The sequence below is a fragment of the Bacillus sp. RHFS10 genome (assembly GCF_016757475.1).
Classification (GTDB): Bacteria; Bacillota; Bacilli; order Bacillales; family Bacillaceae; genus Bacillus; species Bacillus subtilis_G.
The window spans coordinates 24,479-40,710 of sequence record NZ_JAESPO010000009.1 but is presented as its reverse complement, the minus strand read 5'-3'; the positions used below and the strand labels follow the sequence as shown (position 1 = coordinate 40,710).

Sequence of the window (16,232 nt, the reverse complement as noted above, 5' to 3'; positions counted from 1 at the left end):
CCTCCCTTTCATTGATTATTTCTGGAACGGCATACCTACTTGAGTTAATAGCTCACGAGCTTCTTCGTCAGTATTAGCAGTTGTTACGATAACGATGTCCATTCCGCGAACCTTTGTTACTTTATCGTAGTCAATTTCAGGGAAGATTAACTGTTCTTTGATACCAAGTGTGTAGTTACCGCGACCGTCAAAAGATTTTTTAGAAATCCCGCGGAAGTCACGTACACGCGGTAAAGATACAGAAATAAGTTTATCAAGGAAATCATACATGCGCTCTCCGCGAAGAGTTACTTTCGCACCGATAGGCATTCCTTCACGAAGACGGAATCCAGCAATTGATTTCTTCGCACGAGTAACGACAGGTTTTTGACCTGCGATAAACGTTAATTCTTCAACAGCACTGTCGATTGCTTTCGCGTTTTGAACAGCGTCACCAACACCCATGTTGATTACGATTTTTTCGATTTTAGGCACTTGCATGACAGAATCATAGTTGAACTTTGTCATTAAAGCAGGTGCAATTTCTTTATTGTACTTTTCTTTAAGGCGGTTCATGAGATAGACCTCCCTTCCTTTTAATACTATTTATCTAGAACTTGCCCAGATTTTTTTGCTACACGAACTTTTTTGCCATCTTCCACTTTGTATCCTACGCGAGTCACTTCACCTGTTTTAGGATCGAGCGGCATAACGTTTGATACATGAATTGGCGCCTCTTGATTAGAAATACCGCCTTGAGGGTTAGCTTGAGTTGGTTTAGAGTGTTTCTTCACCATGTTCACACCTTCAACTAAAACGCGGTCCTTTTTAGGGAAAGCAGCAAGGATTGTTCCTTGTTTGCCTTTATCTTTACCAGAGATAACCATTACTTTATCGCCTTTTTTAACATGCATCCTGATCGCACCTCCTTGACTAAGGCATTTATTTCATTAGATAACTTCTGGAGCTAGAGAAACAATTTTCATAAAGTTGTTTTCACGCAACTCACGAGCAACTGGTCCGAAGATACGAGTTCCACGCGGGCTCTTGTCGTCACGGATGATAACACATGCATTCTCATCGAAGCTGATGTATGAACCGTCGCTTCTGCGTGCTCCGCTTTTCGTGCGAACGATAACAGCTCTTACGACTTCACCTTTTTTGACAACGCCTCCTGGTGTTGCTTGTTTAACCGTGCAAACAATGACATCACCAATGTTAGCTGTTTTGCGTCCAGAACCGCCAAGAACTTTAATAGTAAGCACTTCACGAGCGCCAGAGTTATCAGCTACTTTTAAACGAGTCTCTTGTTGAATCATTATTTGTTACCTCCCTTCGGAAAAAGAATTCCGAACTTTATTAGATAATAACAGCTTCTTCGACAACTTCAACTAGACGGAAACGCTTAGTTGCAGACAATGGACGAGTTTCCATGATCTTTACGATGTCACCGATTTTAGCTTGATTATTTTCATCATGTGCTTTGAATTTTTTTGAGTATTTTACGCGTTTACCGTAAAGTGTATGTTTTTTGTATGTTTCAACAACAACAGTAATGGTTTTATCCATTTTGTCAGAAACTACACGGCCTTGGTAAACTTTGCGCTGGTTACGTTCGCTCATGCTCACGACCTCCCCTCAGTGATTATTTATTTGCAGCAATTTCTCTTTCACGAATCACAGTTTTCATGCGCGCGATAGCTTTGCGCACTTCACGAATGCGAGCAGTATTTTCAAGTTGTCCTGTCGCTAATTGAAAGCGAAGATTGAAAAGTTCTTCTTTAAGAGACTTTACTTTTTGTTCAATTTCAGCAGTGGTAAGGTCACGAATTTCATTAGCTTTCATTTGATTCACCACCAATTTCTTCACGTTTTACGAACTTCGTTTTAATTGGCAATTTGTGAGATGCAAGACGAAGCGCTTCACGGGCAACCTCTTCAGACACACCAGAAATCTCAAATAAAACTTTGCCCGGTTTTACAACAGCTACCCAACCTTCTGGAGCCCCTTTACCGGATCCCATACGTACCTCAAGTGGTTTAGCAGTGTAAGGTTTAGAAGGGAAAATTTTAATCCAAACTTTACCGCCACGTTTCATGTAACGAGTCATCGCAATACGTGCAGCTTCGATTTGACGGTTAGTAATCCATGAAGCTTCAAGAGCTTGGATACCGAACTCACCAAAATGTACTTCAGTACCGCCTTTCGCACGACCACGCATTTTTCCGCGATGCTCTCTGCGATATTTAACGCGTTTTGGTAATAACATATTATTTTCCTCCTTCCTCAGTTTTCTTCTTAGTAGGAAGAACCTCTCCACGATAGATCCAGACTTTTACACCAAGCTTACCGTAAGTAGTGTCAGCTTCAGATGTTGCATAGTCAATGTCCGCACGTAATGTGTGCAATGGAACAGTTCCTTCACTGTAGTATTCAGAACGAGCGATATCTGCACCGCCAAGACGACCAGAAACCATTGTTTTCACACCTTGTGCTCCAGCGCGCATTGTGCGTTGGATTTGTTGTTTCTGCGCACGGCGGAAAGAAACACGGTTTTCTAATTGACGAGCGATGTTGTCAGCAACTAGCTGTGCATCAAGATCTGCTCTTTTGATTTCAAGAATGTTAATGTGTACACGCTTGCCAGTAAGGCTGTTAAGGGCTTTGCGAAGTGCTTCAACTTCAGAACCGCCTTTACCGATAACCATACCAGGCTTAGCTGTGTGGATCGTAATGTTAACGCGGTTTGCTGCACGCTCGATTTCTACTTTAGAAACAGAAGCGTCAGAAAGGCGTTTGCTAATGTATTCACGAATTTTTAAATCTTCGTGCAGGAAGTCAGCGTAATCTTTACCAGCGTACCACTTAGATTCCCAATCACGAATGACTCCGATACGAAGACCGACTGGATTTACCTTTTGACCCACTACTTATCCCTCCTTCTTTTCTGATACAACGATTGTAATGTGGCTCGTACGTTTGTTGATTTGGCTCGCACGTCCCATAGCACGTGGGCGGAATCTTTTTAACGTAGGGCCTTCGTCAACGAATGCTTGAGAAATAACCAAGTTGTTAACGTCCATTTCATAGTTATGCTCAGCATTTGCAATAGCGGATTTTAATACTTTCTCGATAATTGGAGAAGCAGCTCTTGGTGTAAGGTTCAAGATTGATACTGCCTCACCTACTTGCTTGCCTCGAATCAGGTCCATTACTAGACGTGCTTTACGAGGAGCAATACGGACTGTTCTTGCAACAGCTTTAGCTTGCATTTAAAAGCCTCCTCTCTTAGCGTCTTGTTTTTTTGTCATCACTAGCATGACCTTTGTACGTACGAGTTGGAGCGAATTCACCCAACTTGTGCCCTACCATATCTTCAGAGATGAATACAGGCACGTGTTTACGTCCGTCATAGACAGCGATTGTGTGACCAATAAACTGTGGGAAAATAGTGGAACGACGAGACCAAGTTTTTACCACTTGTTTCTTGTCTGATTCGTTTAATTTCTCGATTTTTGTCATCAAGTGTCCATCGACAAATGGTCCTTTTTTCAAGCTGCGAGCCATTTTGGAACCTCCCTTCGTGATTGCACTACGGTCCGAAATGAACCGTAGACAACCCCGTTATTTATTTTTACGACGACGTACGATAAATTTATCAGATTTGCTCTTTTTCTTACGTGTCTTGAATCCAAGAGTTGGTTTACCCCATGGAGACATAGGTGATTTACGTCCGATTGGCGCACGTCCTTCACCACCACCGTGTGGGTGATCGTTAGGGTTCATTACAGAACCACGAACTGTAGGACGGATGCCTTTCCAGCGAGAACGTCCAGCTTTACCAATGTTGATAAGTTCATGCTGTTCATTACCTACTTGACCGATAGAAGCACGGCAAGCAGAAAGAATCATGCGAACTTCTCCAGAGTTAAGACGCACAAGAACGTATTTACCTTCTTTACCAAGAACCTGAGCAGATGTACCAGCTGAACGTACAAGCTGTCCGCCTTTGCCAGGTTTTAATTCAATGTTATGCACAACTGTACCAACAGGGATGTTGATAAGTGGAAGTGCATTACCTACTTTAATGTCAGCTTCAGGACCTGACATGATTTCAGTACCCACTTGAATTCCTTTAGGAGCAAGAATGTAACGTTTTTCTCCGTCTGCATAGTTGATTAGAGCGATGTTAGCTGAACGGTTTGGATCGTATTCAACTGTAGCAACGCGTCCAGGTATACCATCTTTATCGCGTTTGAAGTCGATAACACGGTATTGGCGTTTATGTCCGCCACCTTGGTGACGTACAGTCAATTTACCTTGGTTGTTACGTCCGCCTTTTTTGTGAAGGGGAGCAAGCAAGGATTTTTCCGGCTTGTCAGTCGTGATTTCAGCAAAATCTGAAGTTGTCATGCCACGACGTCCATTAGAGGTCGGTTTATACTTTTTAATCGCCATTTTGAATTTCCCTCCTTCTTTTTACAGATAATTAAGCTTCAAAAATTTCGATTTCTTTGCTGTCTGCAGTAAGTTTTACGATCGCTTTTCTGCGACGGCTAGTCATACCAGTGTAGCGTCCGACACGTTTTGATTTACCTTTGTAGTTCATGATGTTGACTTTGTCAACTTTCACTCCAAAGATGCTTTCAATCGCGTCTTTCACTTCTGTTTTATTAGCTCTTACATCAACTTCAAAAGTGTATTTCTTTTCAGCCATTAAATCAGCAGAACGTTCAGTAATGACGGGGCGCTTTAGAACATCACGAGGATCTTTCATTATGCAAGCACCTCCTCTACTTTTTCAACCGCTGCTTTTGTAATCAGAAGCTTCTCGTGGTTGACAACGTCTAAAACGTTGATTCCGTTAGCTTCAACTACAGTAACTCCAGGAATGTTGCGAGCAGATAAAGCGACTGCTTCGTTAGCATCCGCAGTTACAATTAAAGCTTTTTTCTCAACAGATAATCCTTTAAGGATAGCTGCCATTTCTTTTGTTTTAGCTGTATCAAGAGTAAGATCTTCAAGTACGATGATGTTGTTGTCGATCACTTTAGAAGACAATACTGATTTGATTGCCAAGCGGCGAACTTTTTTAGGTAATTTATAAGAATAGCTGCGTGGTGTTGGGCCGAATACGACACCACCTCCGCGCCATTGCGGTGAACGGATAGAACCTTGACGGGCACGTCCAGTACCTTTTTGACGCCATGGTTTACGACCTCCGCCGCGTACTTCAGAACGATTTTTTACTTTGTGAGATCCTTGACGTAAGGAAGCTCTTTGCATAAGAATAGCGTCGAATACAACACTCTCATTTGGCTCGATACCAAATACAGAAGTATTTAATTCGATGTCACCAGCAGTAGAACCGTTTTGGTTGTATAATGCTACTTTTGGCATGATCAATTTCCTCCTTTCCTAAGAGAGTTATTTAGATTTAACAGCACTTTTAACAGTGATTAAAGTTTTCTTCGGACCAGGTACGTTACCTTTGATCAAAAGAAGATTGCGTTCCGCATCAACTTTAACAATTTCAAGGTTTTGAACAGTGATTTGATCTCCGCCCATACGTCCAGGTAATAGTTTGCCTTTGAATACACGGTTAGGATCTACAGGTCCCATTGAACCAGGACGACGGTGGTAGCGTGAACCGTGAGACATAGGTCCGCGAGATTGTCCGTGGCGCTTGATCGCACCTTGGAAACCTTTACCTTTAGATACTCCTGTTACATCTACGATTTCTCCAGCAGAGAAAATTTCAACCTTGACTTCCTGACCAACTTCATACGCATCCATTTCCACTCCGCGTAATTCTTTAACGAAGCGCTTAGGAGCAGTTTCCGCTTTTGCAACGTGTCCTTTTTCAGGTTTGTTAGAAAGCTTTTCTCGCTTGTCGTCAAAACCAAGCTGGATAGCCTCGTAGCCATCGTTTTCAGCTGATTTCTTTTGAAGAACAACGTTTGGAGCAGCTTCAATAACAGTTACCGGAATAAGATCACCGTTTTCTGCGAATACTTGCGTCATACCAATTTTTCTTCCTAAGATTCCTTTGGTCATTCGTCACACCTCCTATTAAGATCATTCTATATTTTAGAATTAAAGTTTAATTTCGATATCGACACCAGATGGTAAATCTAATCGCATGAGAGCATCAACAGTTTGTGGTGTTGGGTTCACAATGTCGATTAAACGTTTATGTGTACGCATTTCAAATTGCTCACGAGAATCTTTGTATTTGTGCACCGCACGAAGGATTGTGTAAACTGATTTTTCAGTTGGCAACGGGATCGGACCAGATACGCTGGCACCAGAACGTTTTGCCGTTTCAACAATCTTCTCAGCAGATTGATCAAGGATTCTATGATCATATGCTTTCAAACGAATACGAATTTTTTGTTTTGCCATTATTTTCCCTCCTTTTCGCCTACATCACGTTAGACAGTTCTCCGCGAGAAAAACCTGAACACCTTGCCATGGCAAAGCGGCCGGGTGTGTCAGCAACCTCTCGCTTCATCGCAGTCAAAAGACCAACATACACCATTATACAGAAAATAGACGTATGTTGCAAGACTTATTTAAGATATGCATGATTTGCACACTTTTTTTATTATACAGGTGTTTTTCATATTTATCAAGGACCTATCATAAGTGGTGCAGTGCGTGGCGACTCAATGTACTTGCGAATAATGATGGCTCCTCGATATGCGGGGTGTGAGCGGAATTCTCAAATTGAAGCCAGTGCTTTTCAGGCGCCTCAAGCTCTTGATAAAACTGTTTTGATATTTCAGCAGGAACAATTAGATCATGTCTCCCCGAAATGAAAAAGCACGGCACTCTAATAAAAGGAATTGATTCAAATCCATTAAACAGGTACAACTCATCAGTTAAATGTTTTTTGCTGAATCGATGTCCATTGAGAAATTTGTGCATGTTTTTTATTCCATACTCATTACCGGTAAGCATTTGAAAAAAAATAGATAGAGCTTGACGATGATGGTGAGTAAATCCTCCCCTACTCAACTCGACACAAAACCGATAGATATGATGATAGATGTCCTTCTCCCAAGGCGGAGCGCCAATAAAACGTATGGCCTTGGATACTATACTGGCTCGCTTCGCATCACACATTTCACGAATAGAGTGATAAGCAGCTGATTCTTCATAGTGAGGGTTAACAACCTGGCTGATTCCATAATACGCGTAATACAACTCCGGACGTTGCTGCAGTACATGAAGTGCTAGCACCGAGCCCCATGAATGGCCGGCAAGATATAGTTTTGTTTTTGAAAAATGGTCTAGGACCCATTGAGTGACTTGAATTGCATCACTAATGAAATGACTGATTGTCATGGAGTGATGAGGAATTCGTTTTGAATAAGAAAGCCCTGATCCTCTTTGATCCCAATGTACTACTGTAAAATGCTGTTCCAGCTCTTTTTGATAATGCCTAACATACCCGATTTGGGGCGTCCCCGGCCCGCCATGTAAAAAAAGCAGCAAAGGATTTTTCACATCAGCCCCATTAATCATCAGCGTTTGCTTCGTTTTGTCAATGGTCAGTTCTTTCATGATAGCGATTGATCTCTTTTCAGGAATCATAAAAATTAGCCCCTAGAATATGATAGATCCTATTATACAAGAAATAGATTATAAAATAAAAAACGAGACCCGCAGGGGGTCTCGTTTATGATCATACTATTACTCAGTGATTGTAGAAACAACGCCTGAACCAACAGTACGTCCGCCTTCACGAATAGAGAAACGAGTTCCTTCTTCGATAGCGATTGTAGAGATAAGTTCAACGATCATTTCAGTGTTGTCTCCAGGCATAACCATTTCTACGCCTTCTGGAAGTTGGATGATACCAGTTACGTCAGTTGTACGGAAGTAGAACTGAGGACGGTAGTTAGAGAAGAATGGAGTATGACGTCCACCCTCTTCTTTAGAAAGAACGTAAACTTCAGCTTTGAATTTGCTGTGCGGAGTGATTGTACCTGGTTTAGCAAGTACTTGACCACGTTGGATATCTTCACGAGCTACACCGCGAAGAAGGGCTCCAATGTTGTCTCCAGCTTCAGCGTAATCAAGAAGCTTACGGAACATTTCAACACCTGTAACAGTTGTTTTCTTGTTTTCTTCTTGAAGACCGATGATTTCTACTTCGTCACCGACTTTAACTTGTCCGCGTTCAACACGTCCAGTAGCAACTGTACCACGACCAGTGATTGAGAATACGTCCTCAACTGGCATCATGAATGGTTTTTCAGTGTCACGCTCTGGAGTTGGGATGTACTCATCAACCGCATCCATAAGTTCGAAGATTTTTGCTTCGTAATCAGCATCACCTTCAAGTGCTTTAAGAGCAGAACCTTTGATTACTGGTACATCATCACCAGGGAAGTCATATTCGCTAAGAAGATCGCGAACTTCCATTTCAACTAGTTCAAGAAGCTCTTCGTCGTCTACCATGTCGCATTTGTTTAAGAATACAACGATGTATGGTACACCAACGTTTTTAGAAAGAAGGATGTGCTCACGAGTTTGTGGCATTGGGCCATCAGCAGCAGATACTACAAGGATAGCTCCGTCCATTTGCGCAGCACCAGTGATCATGTTTTTAACATAGTCAGCGTGTCCTGGGCAGTCAACGTGTGCATAGTGACGAGTTTCAGTTTCATACTCAACGTGTGCAGTAGAGATTGTGATTCCGCGCTCGCGCTCTTCTGGTGCACCATCAATTTGATCGTACGCCATAGCTGTACCTTTACCAGATTTCTTATGAAGTACTGTTGTGATAGCAGCAGTTAATGTTGTTTTACCATGGTCAACGTGTCCAATTGTACCAATATTGGCATGTGATTTGGAACGGTCGAATTTTTCTTTAGCCATTCTAAAATCCTCCTTAAGAGCTTTTAATTAGTAATGTATAGTGTGATAGGAAGTGAAAGAAAGCTTTCACTTCCTCATCTTACAATAGTAGTTATACTTGAGTTAAGAGGCAAAATCAATTATTCGCCTTTATTTTTTTTGATAATTTCTTCAGAAATGCTCTTCGGTACTTCTTCGTAGTGATCCATGAACATAGTGAACGTACCGCGACCTTGCGTATTAGAACGAAGTGCAGTAGCGTAACCGAACATTTCAGCAAGAGGAACCATCGCGCGAACAACCTGTGCGTTACCGCGAGCTTCCATACCTTCTACGCGTCCGCGACGAGAAGTAACATCACCCATGATGTCTCCCATGTATTCTTCAGGAATAACAACTTCAACTTTCATAATTGGTTCAAGAAGAACAGGGTTACATTTGCTGACTGCATTTTTCAATGCCATTGAAGCAGCGACTTTAAACGCCATTTCATTTGAGTCAACATCATGGTAAGATCCATCAAAAAGTTTTGCCTTGATGTCAATTAGCGGGAATCCTGCTAAGACACCATTTTCAAGAGAGTCTTCAAGACCTGCTTGTACGGCTGGGATGTATTCACGAGGAACAACACCACCGACGATTGCGTTTTCGAATTCAAATCCAGCGCCTTCTTCATTAGGTTCGAATTCAATCCAAACGTGTCCGAACTGACCGCGTCCACCAGATTGACGTACGAATTTACCTTCAACTTTTGCACCTGAACGGAATGTTTCACGGTACGCAACTTGAGGAGCACCTACGTTAGCTTCTACTTTGAATTCACGCTTCATACGGTCAACAATGATATCAAGGTGAAGTTCACCCATACCAGAGATGATCGTCTGACCAGTTTCCGGATTTGTTTGAGTACGGAATGTAGGATCTTCTTCAGCAAGTTTCGCTAAAGCGATACCCATTTTATCTTGGTCAGCTTTTGATTTAGGCTCAATCGCTACATCGATAACCGGCTCTGGGAATTCCATTGATTCAAGGATTACAAGATCCTTTTCGTCACATAGAGTATCTCCAGTAGATGTATCTTTTAGACCTACAGCAGCTGCGATGTCTCCTGCATAAACAGTAGCGATCTCTTCACGGCTGTTGGCATGCATTTGCAGGATACGTCCGACACGCTCACGTTTGCCTTTTGTTGAGTTTTTCACGTATGAACCGGAATCAAGAGTTCCAGAGTACACACGGAAGAACGTCAGTTTACCAACATAAGGGTCAGTCATTACTTTAAATGCAAGTGCAGAGAATGGCTCTTCATCAGAAGAATGACGAACAATCTCTTCATCAGTATCCGGGCGTACACCTTTGATTGCAGCAACATCAGTTGGTGCAGGAAGGTAGTCAAGAACTGCATCAAGTACAAGCTGAACACCTTTGTTTTTGAAAGCAGAACCGACTAGTACTGGATAGAATTCAACATTCAAAGTACCTTTACGGATTGCAGCTTTCAACTCGTCGATTGTGATTTCTTCACCTTCGAGGTACTTTTCCATAAGCTCTTCATCAAGCTCTGCGACAGCTTCAATTAAGCTGTTACGAAGCTCTTCAGCTTGTTCTTTGTACTCTTCAGGGATTTCTTTCGCATCAGAACGAGTTCCAAGATCATCTTCGTAGAAATACGCAACGTTTTCTACAAGGTCGATGATACCTTCGAAGTTGTCTTCAGCACCGATTGGCAATTGGATTGCATGGGCGTTAGCTTGAAGACGGTCTCTTAAAGTACCTACAGAGTAAAGGAAGTCTGCGCCGATTTTGTCCATTTTGTTGACAAATACGACACGCGGAACTCCGTAAGTTGTTGCTTGGCGCCATACTGTTTCTGTTTGAGGCTCAACGCCTGATTGTGCATCAAGTACGGCAACCGCACCATCAAGTACACGAAGAGAACGTTCAACTTCAACTGTGAAGTCTACGTGTCCTGGAGTATCGATGATGTTTACGCGGTAACCTTTCCACTGCGCAGTTGTCGCAGCGGATGTGATTGTGATACCGCGTTCTTGTTCCTGCTCCATCCAGTCCATTTGTGAAGCTCCTTCATGAGTTTCACCAATTTTGTGGATACGGCCTGTGTAGAACAAGATACGTTCTGTAGTAGTCGTTTTACCAGCATCAATGTGAGCCATGATCCCGATATTACGAGTTTTATCTAAGGAGAACTCTCTTGCCATTGGGTAATTTCTCCTTCCTTATTAGGAAATTGTGTTTTTTAAATATATGTGAAACCTACCAGCGATAGTGAGCAAATGCTTTGTTTGCTTCAGCCATCTTATGAGTATCTTCGCGTTTCTTAACAGCAGCACCAGTATTGTTAGCTGCGTCAAGGATTTCGTTAGCTAAACGCTCTTCCATCGTTTTTTCTCCGCGAAGACGAGCATAGTTTACTAACCAGCGAAGTCCGAGAGTAGTACGACGTTCAGGACGAACTTCTACAGGAACTTGGTAGTTCGCACCACCTACACGGCGTGCTTTAACTTCAAGTACAGGCATGATGTTTTTCAATGCTTGTTCGAAAACCTCCATTGCATCATTGCCAGTACGTTCTTTAATGATATCGAATGACTTGTATAGGATTGTTTGAGACTTACCTTTTTTACCATCGATCATCATTTTGTTGATTAGACGAGATACAAGCTTAGAATTATAAAGCGGATCAGGTAAAACATCTCTTTTTGCTACAGGACCTTTACGTGGCATCTGAATATCCTCCCTTCATTATTTTTACGTTTTTGTGTTTATTATTTTGCTTTAGGACGTTTAGTTCCGTATTTAGAACGGCCTTGCGCACGGTTTTCTACTCCAGCAGTGTCAAGCGCACCACGAACGATGTGGTAACGTACCCCTGGTAAGTCTTTTACACGTCCGCCGCGGATTAGTACAACGCTGTGCTCTTGCAGGTTGTGACCGATACCAGGAATGTAAGCCGTAACCTCGATTCCGTTAGTCAAACGAACACGAGCATATTTACGAAGTGCTGAGTTCGGTTTTTTCGGTGTCATTGTACCAACACGAGTACATACCCCGCGTTTTTGTGGAGAAGATACATTAGTGTGCTCTTTTTTAAAGCTGTTGTATCCTTTGTTAAGTGCAGGAGACTTTGAGTTTTCTACTTTACTCACGCGTCCTTTACGAATTAGCTGATTGATTGTAGGCATTATTTTTTCCTCCCTTCATTACGTTTTATAACCCACATACCCAGGTGGTTCATCAAAAGGCAAAAAACAATGTCTTCACACGAGAAAAAATCTCACGCAAAAACAAAAAAGTACGTTATAACATAATGGCAACAGCTGCTGCTCCTACTTCAATTCCGCAGGCTTTGCCGAGCTTTTTCATGGATTCGACCATTGAGACTGCGATCCCCTGATCTTTCGCAAGTGTAATAACACTTTTCGTAAGGATAGGATCTGCGTCTTCTGCAACGACTACTTCCTTTACCGAACCTCGTTTTAGAGCTTTCACTGTTTGCTTCGTACCAATAATAATTGATTTGGCCTGTGATACTTTATCATAAGACATAAATACATCCTCCAAAGTAACAGGTTTATTTCGAGCACCTTGGTTATATTATCATTCTAGGAGACGTATGTCAACATAGTATGACATTTTTTAGTTTCGTTCTTCTCATAGAGTGATTTTTTATTAAAATTATCTGCTGAAAGACTGTTTTGCAGTCTTTCAGCAGATTTAAATCAATTATTCAACCGGAACCATGTCATCAGTCGGCTGAACATTTGAAACTGTTTTTACTTTTCGGTATTTCATCATACCTGTACCAGCCGGAACAAGCTTACCGATGATAACATTCTCTTTCAAGCCGAGAAGCTCATCACGCTTACCTTTGATCGCTGCGTCTGTAAGGACACGTGTTGTTTCCTGGAAGGAAGCAGCAGATAAGAATGAATCAGTTTCAAGAGATGCTTTTGTAATACCGAGTAAAACAGGACGACCTGTAGCAGGACGATTACCTTCAAGCAATACCTTTTTGTTCGCTTCAGTAAATTGGTGAATATCAAGCAATGTACCTGGAAGCACATCAGTGTCACCGGCATCAATCACGCGGACTTTGCGAAGCATCTGGCGAACCATTACTTCTACGTGTTTATCACCGATTTCAACACCTTGCATACGATAAACCTTTTGAACCTCATGGAGAAGATACTCTTGAACAGCAGTCATGTCAGTCACTTTCAGAAGCTCTTTCGGATCGATCGAACCTTCTGTCAGTACTTGGCCTCGAGTAATTTTATCTCCTTCCGCTACTTTCAAACGGGAGTTATAAGGTGCCGTATAAGAACGTGTTTCCACTGCGCCTTGAACCACAATTTCCTGTTGCTTATCACGAACTTCATTGATCTCAACGACTGTACCGTCGATTTCTGTAATTGTTGCCTGACCTTTCGGATTACGCGCTTCGAAAAGCTCTTGGATACGCGGAAGACCCTGTGTGATATCGTCTCCGGCAACCCCGCCTGTATGGAATGTACGCATTGTTAACTGTGTACCAGGCTCACCGATTGATTGGGCAGCAATGATACCGACAGCCTCACCGACTTCAACATCGGAGCCAGTTGCAAGATTTCGGCCATAGCATCGTTTACATACACCATGAGGCGTATTACATGTGAAGGCAGAACGAATCCAGACTTCTTCAATGCCGGCTTCAACAATCTCTAGTGCTTTATCTTCATCGATCAGTTCGTTTTCATTGACAAGTACTTCACCTGTTTCAGGGTGCTTCACTTGTTTTCGTGCAAACCGGCCAATTAAGCGTTCTTCTAAGCGCTCAATGGTTTCCGTTCCTTCTTTAAGAGGCTTAGCAAGAATGCCTCGGTCAGTTCCGCAATCAGTTTCACGGATGATAACATCCTGCGCAACGTCAACGAGACGACGTGTAAGGTACCCTGAGTCAGCTGTTTTAAGGGCGGTATCGGCAAGACCTTTACGCGCACCGTGAGTAGAGATAAAGTACTCCAATACTGTCAGACCTTCACGGAAACTTGATTTGATCGGCAATTCAATGATACGTCCAGCCGGGTTGGCCATCAGACCGCGCATTCCGGCAAGCTGTGTAAAGTTAGACGCGTTACCACGGGCACCAGAGTCACTCATCATGTAGATTGGGTTGAGCTCATCAAGTGATTGCATTAGTTTGCCTTGGATAACGTCTTTCGCAGCACTCCAGATAGAGATAACTCTCTCATAGCGTTCTTCTTCAGTGATTAAACCACGTCGGAATTGCTTCATAACGTTATCAACTTTACCTTGTGCTTCTTCAAGAATTTCTTGCTTATCATCGAGAACGACGATATCAGAAACACCAACTGTAATACCAGCTTTTGTAGAGTATCTGAAACCTAGGTTTTTCATACGGTCAAGCATTTTAGACGTTTCCGTGATATGGAATCGTTTAAAGATTTCCGCGATGATTTTACCCAGAATGCCTTTTTTAAACGGTGCATTGATTGGCTGCTGTGCAATGGCAGCTTTAACATCGGCACCTTTTTCTAAGAAGAAACGGTCAGGTGTTTTCTCTTCAATGTTGCTCTTCGTTGGTTCATTCATGTAAGGGAATGATTCCGGCAGAATTTCATTGAAGACAAGCTTACCGACAGTTGTAATTAACAATTTTGAGCGCTGCTCTTCGGTAAATGTCACATTCTTAAGGGAGCTAGCTGGAACAGCTACTCTCGTATGAAGGTGGACATATCCGTTTTGATAAGCAAGAAGCGCTTCGTCTGTATTCTTGAAAACCATACCTTCACCGACAGCACCGGCACGCTCAAGTGTCAGATAATAGTTACCCAGTACCATATCCTGAGACGGTGTTACAACCGGTTTACCATCTTTAGGGTTCAAGATGTTCTGAGCGGCAAGCATCAAGATGCGTGCTTCAGCTTGAGCTTCTGCAGATAATGGTACGTGAACCGCCATTTGGTCACCATCAAAGTCAGCGTTATAAGCTGTACATACGAGCGGGTGAAGGCGGATTGCGCGTCCTTCAACAAGCGTTGGTTCAAACGCTTGGATACCTAGTCTGTGAAGTGTAGGGGCACGGTTCAGAAGTACCGGGTGCTCCTTGATAACTGATTCTAGTACATCCCATACCTCAGGCTGTACGCGCTCAATTTTACGTTTCGCACTCTTAATGTTGTGAGCAAGACCTTTTTCAACAAGCTCTTTCATAACGAAAGGTTTGAAAAGTTCAAGCGCCATTTCCTTCGGCAATCCGCATTGGTACATTTTCAAATGAGGACCAACAACGATTACAGAACGTCCGGAGTAATCGACACGTTTACCAAGAAGGTTTTGACGGAAACGGCCTTGCTTCCCTTTCAACATGTGAGAAAGAGATTTTAACGGTCTGTTACCAGGACCTGTTACAGGGCGTCCGCGGCGGCCGTTGTCAATTAAGGCATCGACAGCCTCTTGAAGCATACGCTTTTCGTTTTGAACAATGATGCTAGGTGCACCAAGATCCAAAAGACGTTTCAAACGATTATTACGGTTGATGACACGACGATAAAGGTCGTTCAAATCAGAAGTCGCAAAACGTCCGCCATCAAGCTGAACCATCGGTCTAAGCTCAGGAGGAATAACAGGGAGCACATCAAGGATCATCCAAGAAGGCTTGTTTCCTGAGTTACGGAAGGCTTCTAAAACTTCAAGGCGTTTGATCGCACGAGTACGGCGCTGTCCTTGTGATGTTTTCAGCTCTTCTTTTAACATATCAACTTCTTTTACAAGATCAATATCTTGAAGAAGCTTATGAATCGCTTCTGCACCCATGGATGCTTGGAATTTATTACCGTATTTATCGAGATAAGCACGGTATTCTTTCTCAGACAGAAGCTGTTTCTTTTCAAGCGGTGTGTTTGCCGGATCAGTTACAACGTAAGAAGCAAAGTAAATGACTTCTTCTAAAGCACGAGGTGACATATCCAGCACAAGACCCATACGGCTTGGAATACCTTTGAAATACCAAATGTGGGAAACTGGGGCAGCCAGTTCAATGTGCCCCATTCTCTCACGACGGACTTTAGCCCGTGTTACTTCGACTCCGCAGCGGTCACAAACTACGCCTTTATAACGAACTCGCTTGTACTTCCCGCAATGACATTCCCAGTCTTTAGTCGGTCCGAAAATGCGTTCGCAGAATAGACCGTCCTTTTCAGGTTTTAACGTACGATAGTTTATCGTTTCAGGCTTTTTCACTTCACCAAAAGACCATGAACGGATTTTATCCGGTGAAGCAAGACCGATGTTCATATACTCAAAATTGTTCACATCTAGCAAGGGGCCTACCTCCCTTTTTATCTTCGGATTAACCGATGTC

General features: G+C 42.7%; 21 protein-coding genes. All 21 read right to left on the bottom strand.

Annotated features, from left to right (window positions below; all coding sequences use genetic code 11):
- Positions 1–15: 15 nt before the first annotated feature.
- The 21 genes from rplE to rpoC all read right to left on the bottom strand — a co-directional run bounded on the left by rplE (position 16) and on the right by rpoC (position 16,192).
- The gene (gene rplE / locus JMN17_RS20160; RefSeq protein WP_202329117.1) at positions 16–555 is read right to left on the bottom strand and encodes a 50S ribosomal protein L5; all 540 of its coding nucleotides are present in this window, start codon (positions 553–555) and stop codon (positions 16–18) included.
- A gap of 26 nt (positions 556–581) precedes the next feature.
- Positions 582–893: a 50S ribosomal protein L24 gene (rplX, locus tag JMN17_RS20155; protein ID WP_003156486.1), complete on the bottom strand. Its 312-nt coding sequence runs from the start codon at positions 891–893 to the stop codon at positions 582–584.
- A gap of 36 nt (positions 894–929) precedes the next feature.
- Positions 930–1,298 carry a 50S ribosomal protein L14 gene (gene rplN, locus JMN17_RS20150; RefSeq protein WP_003156485.1) on the bottom strand — a complete coding sequence of 123 codons (369 nt, stop codon included), beginning with the start codon at positions 1,296–1,298 and terminating at the stop codon, positions 930–932.
- 40 nt (positions 1,299–1,338) lie between these two features.
- On the bottom strand, positions 1,339–1,602 hold the full coding sequence (gene rpsQ, locus JMN17_RS20145; RefSeq protein ID WP_003225804.1) for a 30S ribosomal protein S17: 264 nt from the start codon (positions 1,600–1,602) through the stop codon (positions 1,339–1,341).
- Between the two features lie 22 nt (positions 1,603–1,624).
- Positions 1,625–1,825, bottom strand: coding sequence for a 50S ribosomal protein L29 (gene rpmC / locus JMN17_RS20140; protein ID WP_003156482.1), 201 nt, complete (start codon positions 1,823–1,825; stop codon positions 1,625–1,627).
- On the bottom strand, positions 1,815–2,249 hold the full coding sequence (gene rplP, locus JMN17_RS20135; RefSeq protein WP_003225801.1) for a 50S ribosomal protein L16: 435 nt from the start codon (positions 2,247–2,249) through the stop codon (positions 1,815–1,817). The genes rpmC and rplP overlap by 11 nt, the downstream gene beginning before the upstream one ends.
- A gap of 1 nt (position 2,250) precedes the next feature.
- Positions 2,251–2,907 (bottom strand): 30S ribosomal protein S3, encoded by a 657-nt coding sequence (gene rpsC, locus JMN17_RS20130; RefSeq protein WP_003242001.1) that lies wholly within the window; start codon positions 2,905–2,907, stop codon positions 2,251–2,253.
- A gap of 3 nt (positions 2,908–2,910) precedes the next feature.
- Positions 2,911–3,252 (bottom strand): 50S ribosomal protein L22, encoded by a 342-nt coding sequence (gene rplV / locus JMN17_RS20125; protein ID WP_014662532.1) that lies wholly within the window; start codon positions 3,250–3,252, stop codon positions 2,911–2,913.
- Positions 3,253–3,268: 16 nt separating this feature from the next.
- Entirely contained in the window at positions 3,269–3,547 is a 279-nt protein-coding gene (gene rpsS, locus JMN17_RS20120) for a 30S ribosomal protein S19 (protein WP_039076395.1), read from the bottom strand.
- A gap of 57 nt (positions 3,548–3,604) precedes the next feature.
- On the bottom strand, positions 3,605–4,438 hold the full coding sequence (gene rplB, locus JMN17_RS20115) for a 50S ribosomal protein L2 (RefSeq protein WP_024714051.1): 834 nt from the start codon (positions 4,436–4,438) through the stop codon (positions 3,605–3,607).
- A gap of 31 nt (positions 4,439–4,469) precedes the next feature.
- Positions 4,470–4,757: a 50S ribosomal protein L23 gene (gene rplW, locus JMN17_RS20110; RefSeq protein WP_087991691.1), complete on the bottom strand. Its 288-nt coding sequence runs from the start codon at positions 4,755–4,757 to the stop codon at positions 4,470–4,472.
- Positions 4,757–5,380 (bottom strand): 50S ribosomal protein L4, encoded by a 624-nt coding sequence (gene rplD / locus JMN17_RS20105; RefSeq protein WP_087991690.1) that lies wholly within the window; start codon positions 5,378–5,380, stop codon positions 4,757–4,759. Before rplD ends, rplW begins: the two co-directional genes overlap by 1 nt.
- A gap of 27 nt (positions 5,381–5,407) precedes the next feature.
- A complete protein-coding gene (gene rplC, locus JMN17_RS20100; protein WP_039076392.1) occupies positions 5,408–6,037 on the bottom strand; it encodes a 50S ribosomal protein L3 in 630 nt (209 codons plus the stop codon).
- Between the two features lie 39 nt (positions 6,038–6,076).
- Positions 6,077–6,385 carry a 30S ribosomal protein S10 gene (gene rpsJ, locus JMN17_RS20095; RefSeq protein ID WP_003156464.1) on the bottom strand — a complete coding sequence of 103 codons (309 nt, stop codon included), beginning with the start codon at positions 6,383–6,385 and terminating at the stop codon, positions 6,077–6,079.
- A gap of 237 nt (positions 6,386–6,622) precedes the next feature.
- Positions 6,623–7,579, bottom strand: a complete 957-nt coding sequence (locus JMN17_RS20090) for an alpha/beta fold hydrolase (RefSeq protein WP_202329116.1) — start codon at positions 7,577–7,579, stop codon at positions 6,623–6,625.
- 99 nt (positions 7,580–7,678) lie between these two features.
- On the bottom strand, positions 7,679–8,869 hold the full coding sequence (tuf, locus tag JMN17_RS20085; protein WP_087991688.1) for an elongation factor Tu: 1,191 nt from the start codon (positions 8,867–8,869) through the stop codon (positions 7,679–7,681).
- A gap of 119 nt (positions 8,870–8,988) precedes the next feature.
- Positions 8,989–11,067, bottom strand: coding sequence for an elongation factor G (fusA, locus tag JMN17_RS20080; protein ID WP_087991687.1), 2,079 nt, complete (start codon positions 11,065–11,067; stop codon positions 8,989–8,991).
- Between the two features lie 55 nt (positions 11,068–11,122).
- Complete coding sequence (gene rpsG, locus JMN17_RS20075; protein ID WP_003156447.1) at positions 11,123–11,593, bottom strand: 30S ribosomal protein S7; 471 nt, start codon at positions 11,591–11,593, stop codon at positions 11,123–11,125.
- 41 nt (positions 11,594–11,634) lie between these two features.
- Positions 11,635–12,051: a 30S ribosomal protein S12 gene (gene rpsL, locus JMN17_RS20070; RefSeq protein ID WP_003156445.1), complete on the bottom strand. Its 417-nt coding sequence runs from the start codon at positions 12,049–12,051 to the stop codon at positions 11,635–11,637.
- 115 nt (positions 12,052–12,166) lie between these two features.
- Positions 12,167–12,415 carry a 50S ribosomal protein L7ae-like protein gene (locus tag JMN17_RS20065; RefSeq protein ID WP_087991686.1) on the bottom strand — a complete coding sequence of 83 codons (249 nt, stop codon included), beginning with the start codon at positions 12,413–12,415 and terminating at the stop codon, positions 12,167–12,169.
- Between the two features lie 177 nt (positions 12,416–12,592).
- Positions 12,593–16,192 carry a DNA-directed RNA polymerase subunit beta' gene (gene rpoC, locus JMN17_RS20060; RefSeq protein WP_087991685.1) on the bottom strand — a complete coding sequence of 1,200 codons (3,600 nt, stop codon included), beginning with the start codon at positions 16,190–16,192 and terminating at the stop codon, positions 12,593–12,595.
- Positions 16,193–16,232: the final 40 nt, after the last annotated feature.

Excerpts from the sequence above, each read along its gene's own strand:
- JMN17_RS20065 (WP_087991686.1), bottom strand. The coding sequence starts at position 12,415 with ATGTCTTATGATAAAGTATCACAGGCCAAATCAATTATTATTGGTACG.
- tuf (WP_087991688.1), bottom strand. The coding sequence starts at position 8,869 with ATGGCTAAAGAAAAATTCGACCGTTCCAAATCACATGCCAATATTGGT.
- rpsG (WP_003156447.1), bottom strand. The coding sequence starts at position 11,593 with ATGCCACGTAAAGGTCCTGTAGCAAAAAGAGATGTTTTACCTGATCCG.
- rpsS (WP_039076395.1), bottom strand. The coding sequence starts at position 3,547 with ATGGCTCGCAGCTTGAAAAAAGGACCATTTGTCGATGGACACTTGATG.
- rpsJ (WP_003156464.1), bottom strand. The coding sequence starts at position 6,385 with ATGGCAAAACAAAAAATTCGTATTCGTTTGAAAGCATATGATCATAGA.
- rplB (WP_024714051.1), bottom strand. The coding sequence starts at position 4,438 with ATGGCGATTAAAAAGTATAAACCGACCTCTAATGGACGTCGTGGCATG.
- rplW (WP_087991691.1), bottom strand. The coding sequence starts at position 4,757 with ATGAAAGATCCTCGTGATGTTCTAAAGCGCCCCGTCATTACTGAACGT.
- rplN (WP_003156485.1), bottom strand. The coding sequence starts at position 1,298 with ATGATTCAACAAGAGACTCGTTTAAAAGTAGCTGATAACTCTGGCGCT.
- fusA (WP_087991687.1), bottom strand. The coding sequence starts at position 11,067 with ATGGCAAGAGAGTTCTCCTTAGATAAAACTCGTAATATCGGGATCATG.
- rplX (WP_003156486.1), bottom strand. The coding sequence starts at position 893 with ATGCATGTTAAAAAAGGCGATAAAGTAATGGTTATCTCTGGTAAAGAT.
- rplP (WP_003225801.1), bottom strand. The coding sequence starts at position 2,249 with ATGTTATTACCAAAACGCGTTAAATATCGCAGAGAGCATCGCGGAAAA.
- rplC (WP_039076392.1), bottom strand. The coding sequence starts at position 6,037 with ATGACCAAAGGAATCTTAGGAAGAAAAATTGGTATGACGCAAGTATTC.
- JMN17_RS20090 (WP_202329116.1), bottom strand. The coding sequence starts at position 7,579 with ATGATTCCTGAAAAGAGATCAATCGCTATCATGAAAGAACTGACCATT.
- rplD (WP_087991690.1), bottom strand. The coding sequence starts at position 5,380 with ATGCCAAAAGTAGCATTATACAACCAAAACGGTTCTACTGCTGGTGAC.
- rplV (WP_014662532.1), bottom strand. The coding sequence starts at position 3,252 with ATGCAAGCTAAAGCTGTTGCAAGAACAGTCCGTATTGCTCCTCGTAAA.
- rpsQ (WP_003225804.1), bottom strand. The coding sequence starts at position 1,602 with ATGAGCGAACGTAACCAGCGCAAAGTTTACCAAGGCCGTGTAGTTTCT.
- rplE (WP_202329117.1), bottom strand. The coding sequence starts at position 555 with ATGAACCGCCTTAAAGAAAAGTACAATAAAGAAATTGCACCTGCTTTA.
- rpmC (WP_003156482.1), bottom strand. The coding sequence starts at position 1,825 with ATGAAAGCTAATGAAATTCGTGACCTTACCACTGCTGAAATTGAACAA.
- rpsL (WP_003156445.1), bottom strand. The coding sequence starts at position 12,051 with ATGCCTACAATCAATCAGCTAATTCGTAAAGGACGCGTGAGTAAAGTA.